Genomic DNA, 14679 nt, shown 5'->3' with positions numbered 1-14679 from the left:
CAGCTGGTGACCCGCTGCGTCCCGCTGCGCGGGACTTGCGATCACCAGGCGGGCAGCCAGTAGCGTGGCGACATGTCCTGCGTGTTCTGTGCGATCGCAGCCGGTGAAGCCCCGGCCGTCCGAATCTACGAAGACGACAGTTACCTGGCGATCCTCGACATCCGGCCCTTCACCCGCGGCCACACCCTGGTGATCCCGAAGAAACACACCGTCGACCTCGATGACACGCCGGCGGATACGTTGGCCGGGATGATCGCCCTCGGCCAGCGAATCGCCCAGGCCGCCAAGGCGACCGACCTGGCCGATGCGACCAACGTCGGCATCAACGACGGCCGCGCCGCCTTCCAGACGGTTTTCCACATCCACCTGCACGTGCTGCCGCGCCGCAACGGCGACAAGCTGTCGGTCGCTAAGGGAATGCTGGTGCGCCGGGATCCCGACCGGGAAGACACCGCAAAGATCTTGCGGGACGCATTGGCGCGCATCGACGCGAAGGGATAGCGCCCGGCCGCACTCCGCATTGCAGCCGGGTACTGAACCCGCGCCAGTAGTCAGGGCAGTCCGAGGAGCAGCGGTTTATTCTGTGAGAGCGTGCGGTGAAGCGCCCGGTTAACTTCGCCCGCTTAGACGCATGTGCGAGCTGGAGCAAACGATGAAACGCTGGACGGGAATGCAGTGCCCGTTCACCGGGCTGACCGTAGCGGTAACCTGCGCCGTCGTCGGCGGCTACGGTGTGGCGGCGACCCTGGTCATCGCGTCATCGGTCTTGGGGTGGCAGGGCCCCTACGCCACCCGCCCCGCCGTGCAGGGCGTGACCGTGCTCTGCCTCATCTTCTCGGGCACGTGCGCCTTTCGGGCGGCGCGGCACGCGGCGGGACGCCGCAGGTTCGGCTGGCTGGCCATGGTGGTGGCGCTCGCGGGCTGGGCTGTCGGCGAAATCATCTGGTCGGTCTATGACGTGCGGTCCGAGTTCGAGCACGCCAGCCATCCCGCGGCCGCTGAGGTCGTGCTGCTCTTGTACCCACTCGGGGTTTTCACGGCGTTTCTGCTGCTGCCCGATGCCGACGGTCACAACTTGTGGCGGCTGGTTCTGGACGGCGTCATCGTGTCCACCTCGCTGTGGGTGGCCTCCTGGGTATTCGTTCTCGACAAGCTCCTGAAGACGAACAGCAGCTCGCGGCCCGCCACGGTGGTGCACGTTTTCGCCGACGTGGTGCTGATGACGAGTGCGATTCTGCTGTTGTCGCGCGGGCGGCCCGGAGGGCGACGCAGCTTGAACCTGCTGGCGGGCGGGGTGGCGACCATCATGCTCGCCGACATGCTGGTGCTTTTCCAGACCGGAATCGGCAGCTATCACACGGGCGACCTGGTCGATGTCAGCCGGGTGGCCGGCTTGGGGATGGTCGCGTTGGCGGGGCTGGTCAGCATCACCGAGCCGGACGTGGTGACGACCCGACCCGAGATCACCTCGCGTACCCGGCTGTGGCTGCCGTACCTGCCGCTGTTGCTGGCCGCCGCTGTCGGGTTAGGGCACGCACTGCGACTGATGCGTCATGGACCGCTGGTGGTCGGGCTGGGCATTCTGGTGGCCGCCGTGCTGGCACGGCAGTTCGTGGTGCTGGTCGAGAACCAGGGTCTATTGACCGAGGTAGCGCAGGAAGCCTTCCGGGACAGCCTGACCGGCCTGGCCAACCGCGCCGCATTCCTGCACAAGCTCGAGCAGGCGGTCGCGGGTCGCCGCAAGGACTCCCCGCCGATTGCGGTCATGTGCCTGGACCTCGACAACTTCAAGTCGGTCAACGACGCACTCGGGCACCCCGCCGGCGATGAACTTCTGGTTCGAGTGGCCGACCGCCTCACCGTCGCACTAACCGATCAGGGTACCGTCGCGCGGCTCGGCGGTGACGAATTCGCGGTACTCATCGAAGGCCCGGTCGAGGATTCGCACGCGGCAGCCCAGCGCGTTCTGGAGTCCTTCAACGCCGCGATTGTGGTCGATGGAGTTCCGTTAGCGGTGCGGCCCAGCATCGGCTTCACCGTGGCCGCCGCTGAATCCAACTACACCGTCGATGAGCTGCTGCGCCATTCCGACCTCGCCATGTACGCCGCCAAACGCGCAGGCGGCCAATGCATCCGAAGCTTCGTACCGGATCTGCCGCTACGCTACGCACTACCGGAACTCAATGACGAGTCGATGTCGGCCCTGAAGAGCAGCCTGACGACCGTACCCGGAGGCGGTCGACTGTATCGAGGCGGTGCCGGCACTTCAGCCAATGCCACGGCGTTGGCACGTGTGATCAAACCGGTTGCTGCACCGGCGAATTCGACGCTCGACTATGCCCGTGGTGCATCCCACCAGGTCCGGTGGCCCCCGACGGCCGTCCGAATCGCCCTGTCGGCTCTGACAATTGGCGTTCTGGTCTTCGCATCATCCTGCCTGCCGGACCCGCGTGCCAATCATTCCCCCTTCTTCGCCAACGTGTTCTATCCGATATTGAACTTCTCCGCCGCCGCGCTGATCGGGCTTCGCGCATACCGGGTCAGGACCGACCGCACGGCATGGGGTCTGCTCGCGCTCGGCACGGCCGTGTCCGCGCTGGGTGACGTCATCTACGCCAAATGGGTGCCGAACGGCCAGTCGCCGTCGCTGGCCGACCCGGCGTATCTGGCCTTCTACCCGCTCGCCTGTGCAGGTCTGCTGCTGCTGATGCGGACCCGCCTCAAGCGGGTGCCCGTCCCGGTCCGGCTCGATTCGCTGGTGTGCGGACTGGCCATGGCCTCGGTGGCCGCCGCGCTGACCACCGGGCCCATCCACGCCGCCGCGGCCCGGGCACCGGCCACCGTGCTGGTGGGCCTGATCTACCCGTGGTTCGATCTGCTCCTGTTGGCGCTGGCCGCCGGGATGCTGCCGATCCTGGGCTGGCGTCACGAATTCCGTTGGGGCCTGCTGGTGGTCGCGTTCATCATGTGCACCGCCGCAGACACCGCCTACCTGTTCGAGACTTCGGCCGGCTCATACCGGGTCGGCACCATGCTCGACGCCTTCTGGCCCGCGTCGTACCTGCTGATCGCGGTTTCCGCCTGGACGGCGTGGTCGTCGGCGCCGCCGCTGCCCAGACGCGGGCTCGGCTCTTACGCCGCTCCGGTGGCATGCACCATCGTGGCGCTCGGGGTCACCGCCGTCAGCCATGGGTCACGGGTCGCGCCGATACTGGCCGCGCTGAGCCTGATCGCCGTCGCGGCACGATTCTCGGTGACCTTCCGCGAAGTCACCATCGTGGCCGAAACCCACCGGCAGGCCATGACCGACGAGCTGACCGCGCTGCCCAACCGACGCTCCCTGGCGACGGCCCTGACCGCGGTGCCGGTGACCCCGCCGAGCCGGGCGGCACTGGGCACCACAGGGCCGGCTCGTCGGGCACTGTTATTGCTGCAGATCTACGAGTTCGACGAGATCGCCCACTCGGTGGGACACCAATTCTCCGATGACCTGCTGTTCCACGTTGCCCATCGGCTGGCCCGACACGTGCGTAGCGACGACATGCTGGCCCGCGCCGGCGACCACGAATTCGCCATCCTGCTGGCCGAGGGTGCCGATCTCATCGCCGCGCGCGCGCAGGCGGGCCGGCTCCTGGAGGCGCTCGATAAACCGTTCGTGCTGGATCCGATGACGGTGCAAGTCGACGTACGCATCGCCATCGCCCTGTTCCCCGACCACTGTGACCATCCCCAAGAGCTGCTGCACCGCGCCGAAACTGCGCTGCCGCACGCCAGGGCCACCAAGAGCAAGATCTCGGTGTACGACGCGGCGTACGAGCTGTATCGGGAGAACGACCCGAACCTGATCGAGGAACTGCGCGCCGCGCTGGCCGACGACACCGAGCAGCTGACCTGCCATTACCAGCCCAAGATCAATGCCGGCGACGGCAGCGTGCACAGCGTGGAAGCGTTGCTGCGCTGGCACCACCCCACCCGGGGGCTGCTGCTGCCCGAAGAATTCCTGCCGGCCGCCGAACGGGCCGGTCTGATGCGCAAGGTGGCCAACCGCACCGTCAACGTCGCGCTGGAGCAGGCACGGTGCTGGCGCGAGCAGGGTGTGCCGCTGACCGTGGCGGTCAATCTCTCGACCACCAACCTGCTCGACCTCGACCTCGTCGGCACCATCGAGCATGTGCTGCAGGCGAACAGTCTGCCGGCCGACGAACTCATCATCGAGATCACCGAAAGCACACTCGTCGACTCCGCGCGGTCCCGTAACACCGTCGCCGCGCTGCAGCGGCTCGGTGTTCGAATCTCACTCGACGACTACGGCACCGGCTGGTCGTCGCTGGCCCGCCTGCAGGACGTATCCGTGGACGAACTCAAACTCGACCGGGTCTTCGTGGCGCGCCTGGCAAAGGACCCGCGCTCGGTGGCTATCGTGCGCTCCACTGTGGCGCTGGCCGCAAGCCTGGGTGCGGACCTAGTCGCCGAGGGCGTCGAAGACGAGCTGACGCTGCGGGCGCTGCGGCAGTACGGTTGCACCATCACCCAGGGCTTCGTGCACAGTCCTCCGCTGCCGGCCGGGGACCTGCTGCTCTGGATCGCCGCGCACGCCCCCGATCCCGCGTCGAACAAACCGGAACAGGCCGCCGTCACCGACTAGAACAGCTCTTTGGCCAGCAATTCCAGCGTGGCCACCCGTGCCGGTGCAGTCGCGGGATCGGTGCCACGCCGAGCCGAGGCCACCGGGTGCACCATCACCTCGTCGACGTCGAACCGCTCGGCAAGCGCCCGCACCTGCTCGGCGGCCTCGGCGGGCGAGCCGAGGACGGCCCGCGCCATCCCGCTGTCGACGATGCGCTGCTGTTGCGGCGTGAGTACGGTCTGGTGCGCTTCTTCGACCAGCTGCACCGGCCCCAGCGGCTGCCCGGTGCGCAACCGGGCCATCATCTGTAGGTTTGGCCGCATCAATTCCGTTGCCTCGCGCCGTGTTTCGGCGACAACGGCGTTAACCGTCAGGAAGGTGACGGGCTCGGGGGCGAGGTCGCCGGGCCGAAAATGCTTGCGGTAGTAGGCAAGCGCCTCCTCGGTGCCCTGCCCCGAGAAGTGGTGCGCGAACACGTACGGCAGTCCCTTGGCCGCGGCCAGCTGCGCCGAGTACATCGAGGACCCGAGCAACCACAGTCGCGGTTCGCTGGCGGCGGCCGGTGTGGCCTTGAGGGTGTACTCGCCCGAGCGCAACGGCACCCGCACGCCGCGTGCACTCATCAGGGCGACAACGTCATCGAGATAGTCGGGGAAATTCTCGATGTCACGGTCGTCGCGGCCGCCCCGCAGTGCGTACGACGTGACGGGGTCGGACCCGGGCGCGCGGCCGATACCGAGGTCGATGCGACCCGGCGCGGCCGCCTCCAACAGCGCGAACTGCTCGGCCACCGCCAACGGCGCGTGGTTGGGCAGCATGACGCCGCCGGAGCCGAGGCGAAGTTGGTCGGTCTGTGCGGCGAGGTAGGCGATCAGGACCGGCGGGCTGGTGGCGCCCACCGAGGGCATGTTGTGGTGTTCGGCCACCCAGTAGCGCGTGAAGCCCAACCGGTCGGCGGTTTGCGCCAGCGCAACCGTGGCCGCGAGCGCGTCGCTGGTGGACTGGTCACTGCGCACCGGGACCAGATCGAGGACGGATAGACGCACGGTCGGCACAACGCGTGCAGCCTGGGAGATGTTCCCCCGGGTTCAGTAGTTGTCGTCAGTAATTCATCGTCGTCAGTAATTCATCAGCGTGAACGAGTTGACGATGAGGTCGAACTGCTCCTGGGAGATGGGTGCACCGCCGGGAATGCTGTCGCTGGCCAGGAATTGGGTGCGCTGGGTGTAAGCGTGAAAACGCTTGAAATAGTTGGCGAATCCGAGCCCATGGTCGGTGCGGGCCAACTTGAGTTCGCCGGCCAGCACCGTCGCACCCAACAGTGCCAGGCTCGTGCCCTGGCCGGACAGCGGCGAGGCGCAGTACGCGGCGTCACCGACCAGTGCCACCCGGCCGATCGACCAGTGATCCATCACGATCTGCGACATCTCGTCGAAGTAGAAGTCCGGCGCCGAGCGCATCAGCTCCAGCAGCTTGGGCCGGACCCAGCCGTCGTCGGCCATTCGCCGCTCCAGCTCCGTGAACTGAGCTTCGGTGTCGCGGTAGTCGATTCGCAGCTCCGGATCCATGAAGCCGAGCATGGCCCGCGCCTCGGAGTTGCCGCGCGCACTGTAGATCCCGGCCATGCTGGAGTCGCCGTAATGCCATTGCTGCCAGTAGTCCAGGTCCAGGAAATTGGGCACGGTGAAGATCGCGGCAAATGTCCCCAGTCGCTTGATGAATCGCTCCTCGGGACCGAAAACCAGCCGGCGCACGTTGGAATGCAGGCCGTCAGCGCCGATCACCAGGTCGAAGCCGCGCGGATCGGAGTTCTCGAAAGTGACGTTGACGGCGGGACCCAGATTCTCCAACGTGTCGATAGTGTCGTCGAACAAGAACTCGGTGTTCAATTTCGTTTCGTCGTAGAGCAATCCGACCAAGTCGTCGCGCAGTAGCTCGATGTCGGGATTGTTGATCGGCCCACCCGTGGGCGTCGACTCGGTGTCCTCGGACAGCGCGTTGCCATCCCGGTCTACCACCGAGGATCCCCGAATGCGGGTCTTGCAGTCCTCGGCGGCGGCCCGCAGGCCCATCCGGTCCAGCACCTCCAGCGCCGGGCCGCGCACGTCGATCGCCTGACCGCCCGGTCGGAGGCCGGGGTAGCGTTCCACCACGGTGACCGCATAACCATTCCGCTGCAGCCAGTAGGCCGCGGTGAGCCCCGCCACACTGGCGCCGGAAACCAGAACCGATTCCACCATTTAAGTGATTCCTGCCAACCTCTTCGCGTCTCGGAAGACCTCATCGAGCATTGCCGGAGTCAACCTACCCGTGAACATGTTCTGCTGGCTCGGGTGGTAGCAGCCCAGCAACCGCACGCCCGACGGAAGTTCGGCGAGGACGCCGTGGCCGAACTTGGGCTTCCGCGCCGCGGACGTGCCGATCAGCCGCAATGCGATCTGCCAGGCAAACCCGCCCAGTGCCACCAGCACCCGGACATGAGCGGCCACCAACCGCCAGTCGGCGTCCAGCCAGGGTGCGCACGTGTCCCGTTCGGCCGGCGTCGGGGCGTTGGCCGGCGGCGCGCACCGGACCGGTGCCACGATCCGAATTTGCTTGGCTTGCAAGCCATCCGCGGCATCGACGCTGGTAGGTTGGTTCACCAGTCCGGCGCGGTGCAGGGCGGCGTACAGCTGGTCACCGGAGCGGTCACCGGTGAACATCCGTCCGGTCCGGTTGGCGCCGTGCGCGGCGGGAGCCAGTCCGACGATGAGCAGTCGCGGCTGCTCCGACCCCCAGCCGGGCACCGGACGGCCCCAATACGGCTGGTCGGCGAAGGCCCGCCGCTTGGTGAGGGCGACCTCTTCGCGCCAGGTGACCAACCGGGGGCAGGCCCGGCATACGCTGACCGCGGCGTCGAGTTCGGCGATCGATGCGGCCGCGTTCGCCAGCGCGCCGACCTGAGCGGGATCGGCGGCCACCGGCGTGCGCGGCGTCGCCGGGTCACCCGGCCACCCGGTGCCGGGTGGCACCGGCGAAGCGAAGCTCCGGGCGGTAGTGGGATGCATGAGCACACGACCATCCTGCACGGCGGAGAAATTCAGTGGTTTCGGCTACGGCTTTGGCGCTAGATTCAGCCGCGATTCCCATGAACGAGAAAAACCGCGGCCCGGCATTTCTGCTCCTCTTCGCCACGTTGATGGCGTGCGCGGGTGATGGCATCTCGATAGTCGCGTTTCCGTGGTTGGTCCTGCAGCGCCAGGGCAGCGCGGGTGAGGCGTCGATCGTGGCCGGCGCGACGACGCTGCCGCTGTTGTTCTCCACGCTGGTGGCGGGTACCGCAGTCGATTACTTCGGTCGGCGGCCAGTGTCCATGGTTGCCGACGCCATGTCGGGGGCGGCGGTGGCCGCGGTCCCGGTGATCGCCTGGGCATACGGCGCCGAGGCGGTCAACGTGGCGGTGCTGGCGGCGTTGGGTGCGTCTGCGGCCATGTTCGACCCGGCCGGCATCACCGCCCGTCAGTCGATGCTGCCCGAGGCGGCCGCCCGGGCAGGCTGGTCGCTGGACCGGGTCAACAGCGCATACGAGGCGATTCTGAACCTGGCATTCATGGTGGGTCCGGGTATCGGCGGCCTGATGATCGCGACGGTCGGCGGCATCAACACGATGTGGATCACCGCGGCGGCCTTCGCGCTGTCCATCACGGCGATCGCCCTGCTGCGGCTGGACGGCGCGGGAAAGCCGCATCATGCCTCCCGGCCCGACGGTTTGCTGTCGGGAATCTCCGAGGGGCTGCGGTTTGTGTGGAGCCTGCGGGTGCTGCGCACGCTGGCGCTGATCGACCTCACGGTCACGGCGCTGTACCTGCCGATGGAAAGTGTCTTGTTCCCCAAATACTTCAGCGACCGCCACCAGCCGGGCCAGCTGGGATCGGTGCTGATGGCGCTGTCGCTGGGGGGTCTGGTCGGCGCGCTGGGTTACGTAGCGCTGGTGAAGCGGTTGCCGCGCCGGACCATCATGCTCACTGCGGTGCTCACTTTGGGTGTGGCGGCGGCCGTCATAGCGCTGCTCCCGCCGCTACCGGTGATCTTGGCGCTGGTCGGGCTGGTCGGGCTGGTCTATGGACCGATTCAGCCGATCTACGCCTTTTTGGTGCAGACCCGGGCGCCGGCACATCTGCGGGGTCGGGCGGTGGGCGTGATGACCTCGCTGGCCTATGCGGCGGGACCGCTGGGGCTGGTGTTGGCGGGCCCGTTGACCGACGCCGCGGGGCTACAGGTGGCGTTCTTCGCGCTGGCGCTGCCGATCCTGGTCACCGGGGTGATCTGCATCCGGCTGCCCTCGCTGCGTGAGTTGGACCGCGTGCCCGAGCTGGCTGCCGACGTTACGTAGGATCGACCCGGTGGACGTGCTGGCAGGCCTGATCGCCGAACTGCCCGACGGAATGGTGGTCACCGACCCGGCCGTCACCGACGGCTACCGGCAGGACCGAGCGCTGGACCCGTCGGCGGGCAAGCCGCTGGCCGTGGTCCGGCCGCGGCACACCGAAGAGGTGCAGACCGTCATGCGGTGGGCCGCGGCACACCGAGTGCCCGTGGTGACCCGTGGCGCGGGCAGCGGGCTGTCAGGCGGCGCGACCGCGCTGGACAACGGCATCGTGCTGTCGACGGAGAAGATGCGTGACATCACCGTCGACCCGGTGACCCGCACCGCGGTGTGCCAGCCGGGCCTGTTCAACGCCGAGGTGAAGAAGGCGGCCGCCGAACACGGGTTGTGGTATCCCCCGGACCCGTCGTCTTATGAGATCTGCAGCATCGGCGGCAACATCGCCACCAACGCCGGCGGCCTGTGCTGCGTCAAGTACGGCGTCACCACCGATTACGTGCTGGGCATGCAGGTGGTGCTGGCCGACGGAACGGCCGTCCGGCTGGGCGGTCCCCGGCTCAAAGATGTTGCGGGCCTTTCGCTGACCAAGCTGTTCGTCGGCAGCGAGGGCACGCTGGGCATCGTCACCGAGGTGACGCTGCGGCTGTTGCCGGCGCAGAACGCGTCCAGCATCGTGGTGGCCAGCTTCGCCTCTGTCGAGTCGGCGGTGGCGGCGGTGCTCGGGGTCAGCGCGCGGCTGCGCCCCTCGATGCTGGAGTTCATGGACCAGGTGGCGATCAACGCCGTCGAGGACACCCTGCGCATGGACCTCGACCGTTCGGCGGCCGCGATGCTGGTGGCCGGCTCGGACGAACGAGGTCGCGCGGGCACCGAGGACGCCGAGCTGATGGCCGCGGTATTCGCCGAAAATGGAGCGACAGAAGTCTTTTCGACCGATGACCCGGACGAGGGAGAGGCGTTTGTGGCCGCCCGCCGGTTCTGCATCCCGGCGGTGGAGGCCAAGGGCTCACTGTTGCTCGAAGACGTCGGGGTGCCGTTGCCGGCCCTGGGCGCGTTGGTCACCGGCATCGCCCGGATCGCCACCGACCGGGACCTGATGATCTCGGTGATCGCCCACGCCGGCGACGGGAACACCCACCCACTGCTGGTGTTCGACCCGGCCGATGCCGCGATGGCCGAGCGCGCCCAGTTGGCCTACGGCGAGATCATGGACCTGGCTGTCGGGCTCGGCGGCACCATCACCGGCGAGCACGGCGTCGGCCGATTGAAGCGGCCCTGGCTGGCCGACTACCTCGGGCCCGAGGTGATGGATCTGAATCGGCGCATCAAGGCGGCCCTCGACCCCGACGGCATCCTGAACCCCGGCGCCGGCATCTAGGGCGACATCGTCACCGAACTCTTCAAGCCGTTGCCGTCAATGGTCGTCGCGCACTATCTCGGTGTCCCCGAAGAGGACTGGGACCAATTCGACGGCTGGACCCAGGCTATCGTCGCGGCCAACACGGCCGAGGGCGGCATTGCCGGCGCGCTGGAAACGGTCGGCGACGCGGTGGGGACGATGATGGCGTACTTCACCGCACTGATCGAGCGACGCCGCACCGAACCCGCGGACGACACGATTTCGCACCTGGTGGCGGCCGGGCTGGGCGCCGACGGTGATATCTCCGGCATCCTGTCCATCCTGGGGTTCACCTTCACCATGGTCACCGGAGGCAACGACACGGTGACCGGAATGCTGGGCGGCTCAATGCCGTTGCTGCACCAGCGACCCGATCAGCGTCAGCTGCTGATAGCTGATCCCGGCCTCATCCCGGACGCGGTCGAAGAACTGCTGCGACTCACCTCGCCGGTGCAGGGACTGGCCCGCACGGTGACCCACGACGTGACGATCGAGAACACCACCATCCCGGCCGGTCGCCGGGTGCTGCTGCTCTACGGGTCCGCCAACCGCGACGAGCGCCAATACGGCCGCGGGGGATGTCGCGTCCGCGATTCGACGAGCGGGCAGACACACCCGGCTCCATACGGTGCGGAGCAGGGTCAAGGGCGAGTCGCTGGATACGTTGCTACCGCCGGACCTGTTCAATCGTGTTGTCCGCGAGTCGTTATGGCGCGACCCGGATCGAATCCCGCTGGATCGCATGAGGTAGTGCTCGCAAGCCGGTGAAGCTACGGGTTGTTAGTGCCGGCCGAGCCGGTGGACCCAGGTGTACCGGTGGGTCCGCCATCGCCACCGGTACCGCCATTGCCACCGGTACCGCCACCGACGTTGAGCTTGCCGCCGGTTCCCCCGACACCGCCCTTGCCGCCGTTGCCGAAGCCGCCGGCGCCCGGGGCACTGCCAATGCCGCCGGTGCCGCCGTTGCCGCCGATCGAGGTCTGGTTGGTGAAGTTGCTGCCGTCACTGACGCTGACCAGGCCGAGGCCGCCGTTGCCACCGGCCCCGCCTATTGCTCCGCCGGTGCCGTTGTTGCCGCCGGTACCGCCGGTGCCGCCAGTGGCGCTGCTACCGGTGATGGAGCTGCTCCCGGTCGCTGACACGGTGGCGGCACCGCCAAAGCCGCCGGCGCCGGTCCCCGGCACGCCGGTGCCGCCGCCACCACCGGTCGCAGAGCTGTTGCTCACAGTGCCGACGCTGCTCGCGCTGCCGGCAGTGATGGTGGCCGCGCCGCCGTTCGCGCCGCCCCCGCCGTTACCACCTGTGGCGCTGCCGGCGCTGATGGAGCTGCCGGTGTTGGTGGCCGTCAGGGTGGCACTACCGCCGGCACCGGTGTCGGAGGCGTTCCCGCCGGTCGCGGAGCTGCCCGAGATTTGACCACCGGTGCTGGCGGTCGCGGTCGCGCCGCCGCCCGCCTTGCCGGCCCCGGCGTTACCGCCGGTGAGATGGGTATCGGCGACAGTACTACCCCCGGTGACGTTGATGCTGGCGCCTCCACCGGCTGCGCCGGCGGTGCTGCTGCCTGATGCCACGGAGCTGTCGGTGACCGTGCCGCCGTTGGTGACGATCTGGCTGGTGTTGCCCTGGCCGCCGGTGAAGCCGTTGCCACCGATCGCGCTGCTGCCGGTGATGGAATCGCCGACGCCCTTGGCCGAGAGGGTGCCCGAACCGGCATTCCCACCGTTGATGCCGTTCTGGCCCGCGCCGCCGTTCCCGCCGGTCGCGGTGCCCTCCGCAATGCTGTCTACACCCCCGGCGCTGACCACGCCGGGCCTGCCCAGTCCACCCGTGACGCCGGTGCCGGTGCCACTGCCACCGTCGCCGCCGGTGCCGGTGCCGGTGGCGTGAGATCCGGCTCCCAGTGTGACCACCTGCCCGAGGGAGCCCGCGCCGCCGGTTCCGCCGTTGGAGCCGGCACCCCCGGTGCCGCCGTAGGTGTTGCCGGTGGCCACCGAGTTGTCCCCGGTGGCCAACACGACGGACAGCCCTCCCAAACCACCGCGGCCGCCAGTGGTCGCGCCGCCGCCGGCACCGCCGCGAGCGTAGCCGCTGGCAGTGCTGTTGGCGCCACCCGCGTAATAGCCGGTCTGGATCCAGCCGCCGCTGCCATTACCACCGGTGCTGCCGGCCCCGTCGGCCGACCCGCCGGCGCCCCCGACACCGGTGCCCGTCGCCTCGCTACCCGTGCGCTGGGCAAAGACCCCGCCCTGAGCACCGGCCCCGCCGGTCGCGCCGTTGCTGCCGGCACCACCCTCACCACCGGTGCCCGTGCCACTGGCGGTGCTACCGGTGGCCGTCGCCGACACTTTGCCCTCACCCCCGACACCACCCGTACCGCCGTCGCTGCCGGCGCCACCTTCACCGCCGTGGGCGGTGGCGTCGGTGACTGTGCCACCGCCGCTCGCATTGAGAGTCCCGTTACCGCCGGTACCACCGATGCCACCGTTGGTGTCACCGGCCCCGGCGTTGCCACCGGTCGCACTACTGGCGCTGATGGAACTGCCGGTGCCGGTCGCCGTCACGGTGGCGTTCCCGCCGACGGCGGTGTCGGAGCCGGTCCCGCCGGTCACGGTGACGCCGGAGATGGTGGCGCCACCGCCGTCGGTCACCGACGCGGTTCCGCCGGCCTTGCCGGAACCGGCGTCGCCGCCGGTGACATGGGTGGCGCTGACGGCGCTGCCCGAACCCCCGGTGACGCTGATGTTCGCACCGCCACCCACGGCGCCGGCGGTGTTGCCGCCGGCGATCGCCGAACTGTCGGTGATCGTGCCTCCGCTGGTGTAGAGCTGCGCGTTGTTGCCGCTGGCACCGGTGATGCCGTCACCACCGGTCACAAGGCCACCGGTGATCGAGTCACCGGCTCCCTTCACCGAGATGGTGCCCGAACCCGCATTGCCACCATTGACGCCGTTCTGGCCCACCCCGCCGTCGCCGCCGGTCGCGGTGCCCTCGGCGATGCCATTGGCTCCAGCGCCCGACGACTGTCCCGCACTGACTATGCCGCGCCCGCCATTGCCGCCCGTGATGCCGGTGCCGGTGCCGCTGCCACCGTCACCGCCGGTAGCGGTGCCGCTGGCTTGGGTCCCGGCGCCCATGGCCACCACCTGCCCGAGCGAGCCGGCGCCACCGGTTCCCCCGTTCGAGCCGGCGCCGCCGGTACCACCGTAGGTGTTGCCGGCGGCCAGCGAGTCGTCGCCGGTGGCCAGCACGACGGACTGACCGCCCAGACCACCGTGGCCGCCGGTCGTCGCACCGCCGCCGGCACCGCCGAGGGCATAGCCGCTGGCTGTACTGTTCGCGCCCCCGGCATAGAAACCGGTCTGGATCCAGCCGCCGCCGCCGTTACCGCCGGTACTACCCGCCCCGTCGGCCGACCCGCCGGCACCACCGATACCGATGCCCGTCGCCTCGCTACCCGTGCGCTGGGCGAAGACCCCACCCTGAGCACCGGCCCCACCGAGACCGCCGTTGCTACCGGCACCACCCTCGCCGCCGGTGCCCGTACCACTGGCGGTGCTGCCCGCGGCGGTCGCGGAAATCTCGCCCTCACCCCCGACACCACCGGTACCGCCGTTGCTGCCCGCCCCACCTTTACCGCCGGTGGCGGTGGCGGCGGTGACGGTGCCGCCATTGCTCGCATTGAGGGTGGCAGCACCACCGCCGCCGCCGATCCCGCCGTCGGTGTCACCGGCCGCGCCGAGGCCGCCCTCGGCGGTACTCCCGGTGACCGTGCTTCCTGCACCGTCGGCGAGGATGCTGGCGCCACCACCGGTGCCGCCGTGACCGCCGGCCGCGGTAAGGGTGCCCGCGCCGCCGGCACCGCCCTGACCCCCGGTGGCGGTGCCGGTGGCGATGCCACCGTTGATGCCTGCGACGTCGGCGCCACCGCCGCCGCCCCCTCCGCCGCCGCCGTAGCCGGACGCGCTCGCAGTACCCGCCGCGCCGCTGCCGCCGGCACCGCCGGCACCCGCGGTGGCACCCGTGCCGCTGGCAGCGCCGATGCCGCCGGCACCACCTTCGCCGCCGCCGCCGTGGACGACGCCCGATCCGCCGTCGCCGCCGGTACCTCCACGACCACCGGCACCGTTGCTGACGGGCGAGGTGAAGTCGCCGGCCGCGCCGGCACCGCCGGTGCCGCCCTGCCCGCCGTTGCCGAGCGCTCCGCCGTTGCCGCCGGTGCCGCCGGCGCCGCCGTTGCCATTGCTGACGAGGGAGGCGAAGTCTCCGGTGGCGCCGGTACCACCGCGA

Annotated in this window: 8 protein-coding genes and 1 pseudogene; 5 read left to right on the top strand and 4 right to left on the bottom strand. The window is 69.3% G+C overall.

Annotated features, from left to right (window positions below; translation table 11 throughout):
* Nucleotides 1-72 precede the first annotated feature (72 nt).
* Together AC5Y7D_RS30100 and AC5Y7D_RS30095 are read left to right on the top strand one after the other, a co-directional pair.
* Nucleotides 73-501, top strand: coding sequence for an HIT family protein (locus AC5Y7D_RS30100; RefSeq protein WP_499929712.1), 429 nt, complete (start codon nucleotides 73-75; stop codon nucleotides 499-501).
* Nucleotides 502-652: 151 nt separating this feature from the next.
* Nucleotides 653-4645, top strand: coding sequence for a diguanylate cyclase domain-containing protein (locus AC5Y7D_RS30095; protein WP_499929710.1), 3993 nt, complete (start codon nucleotides 653-655; stop codon nucleotides 4643-4645).
* Here the strand turns inward: AC5Y7D_RS30095 and AC5Y7D_RS30090 are convergent.
* The 3 genes from AC5Y7D_RS30090 to AC5Y7D_RS30080 all read right to left on the bottom strand — a co-directional run bounded on the left by AC5Y7D_RS30090 (nucleotide 4642) and on the right by AC5Y7D_RS30080 (nucleotide 7695).
* Nucleotides 4642-5673: an LLM class flavin-dependent oxidoreductase gene (locus AC5Y7D_RS30090; RefSeq protein ID WP_499929708.1), complete on the bottom strand. Its 1032-nt coding sequence runs from the start codon at nucleotides 5671-5673 to the stop codon at nucleotides 4642-4644. The two genes, AC5Y7D_RS30095 and AC5Y7D_RS30090, sit on opposite strands and share 4 nt — an antisense overlap.
* 72 nt (nucleotides 5674-5745) lie before the next feature.
* Nucleotides 5746-6864 carry an FAD-binding protein gene (locus tag AC5Y7D_RS30085; RefSeq protein ID WP_499929716.1) on the bottom strand — a complete coding sequence of 373 codons (1119 nt, stop codon included), beginning with the start codon at nucleotides 6862-6864 and terminating at the stop codon, nucleotides 5746-5748.
* 3 nt (nucleotides 6865-6867) lie between these two features.
* Nucleotides 6868-7695, bottom strand: coding sequence for a uracil-DNA glycosylase (locus tag AC5Y7D_RS30080; RefSeq protein ID WP_499929706.1), 828 nt, complete (start codon nucleotides 7693-7695; stop codon nucleotides 6868-6870).
* 59 nt (nucleotides 7696-7754) lie between these two features.
* Here AC5Y7D_RS30080 and tap point away from each other — a divergent pair, with 59 nt between their 5' ends.
* From tap to AC5Y7D_RS30065, 3 genes and pseudogenes are all read left to right on the top strand, one after another.
* Nucleotides 7755-8999, top strand: coding sequence for a multidrug efflux MFS transporter Tap (tap, locus tag AC5Y7D_RS30075; protein WP_499929704.1), 1245 nt, complete (start codon nucleotides 7755-7757; stop codon nucleotides 8997-8999).
* 52 nt (nucleotides 9000-9051) lie between these two features.
* Complete coding sequence (locus AC5Y7D_RS30070; protein WP_499929714.1) at nucleotides 9052-10371, top strand: FAD-binding oxidoreductase; 1320 nt, start codon at nucleotides 9052-9054, stop codon at nucleotides 10369-10371.
* Nucleotides 10372-10962: pseudogene (locus AC5Y7D_RS30065) on the top strand (cytochrome P450); the annotation flags it as partial. It abuts the gene before it with no gap.
* A 200-nt stretch (nucleotides 10963-11162) separates the two neighbouring features.
* Here AC5Y7D_RS30065 and AC5Y7D_RS30060 read toward each other — a convergent pair.
* The coding region (locus tag AC5Y7D_RS30060; protein ID WP_499929703.1) for a beta strand repeat-containing protein at nucleotides 11163-14679 on the bottom strand (3517 nt) is incomplete at its 5' end.

This window comes from Mycobacterium sp. NGS49 (genome assembly GCF_059812565.1).
This window is presented reverse-complemented; position numbering and strand designations above follow the sequence as displayed.

Excerpts from the sequence above, each read along its gene's own strand:
- tap (WP_499929704.1), top strand. The coding sequence starts at position 7,755 with ATGAACGAGAAAAACCGCGGCCCGGCATTTCTGCTCCTCTTCGCCACG.
- AC5Y7D_RS30095 (WP_499929710.1), top strand. The coding sequence starts at position 653 with ATGAAACGCTGGACGGGAATGCAGTGCCCGTTCACCGGGCTGACCGTA.
- AC5Y7D_RS30070 (WP_499929714.1), top strand. The coding sequence starts at position 9,052 with ATGGTGGTCACCGACCCGGCCGTCACCGACGGCTACCGGCAGGACCGA.
- AC5Y7D_RS30100 (WP_499929712.1), top strand. The coding sequence starts at position 73 with ATGTCCTGCGTGTTCTGTGCGATCGCAGCCGGTGAAGCCCCGGCCGTC.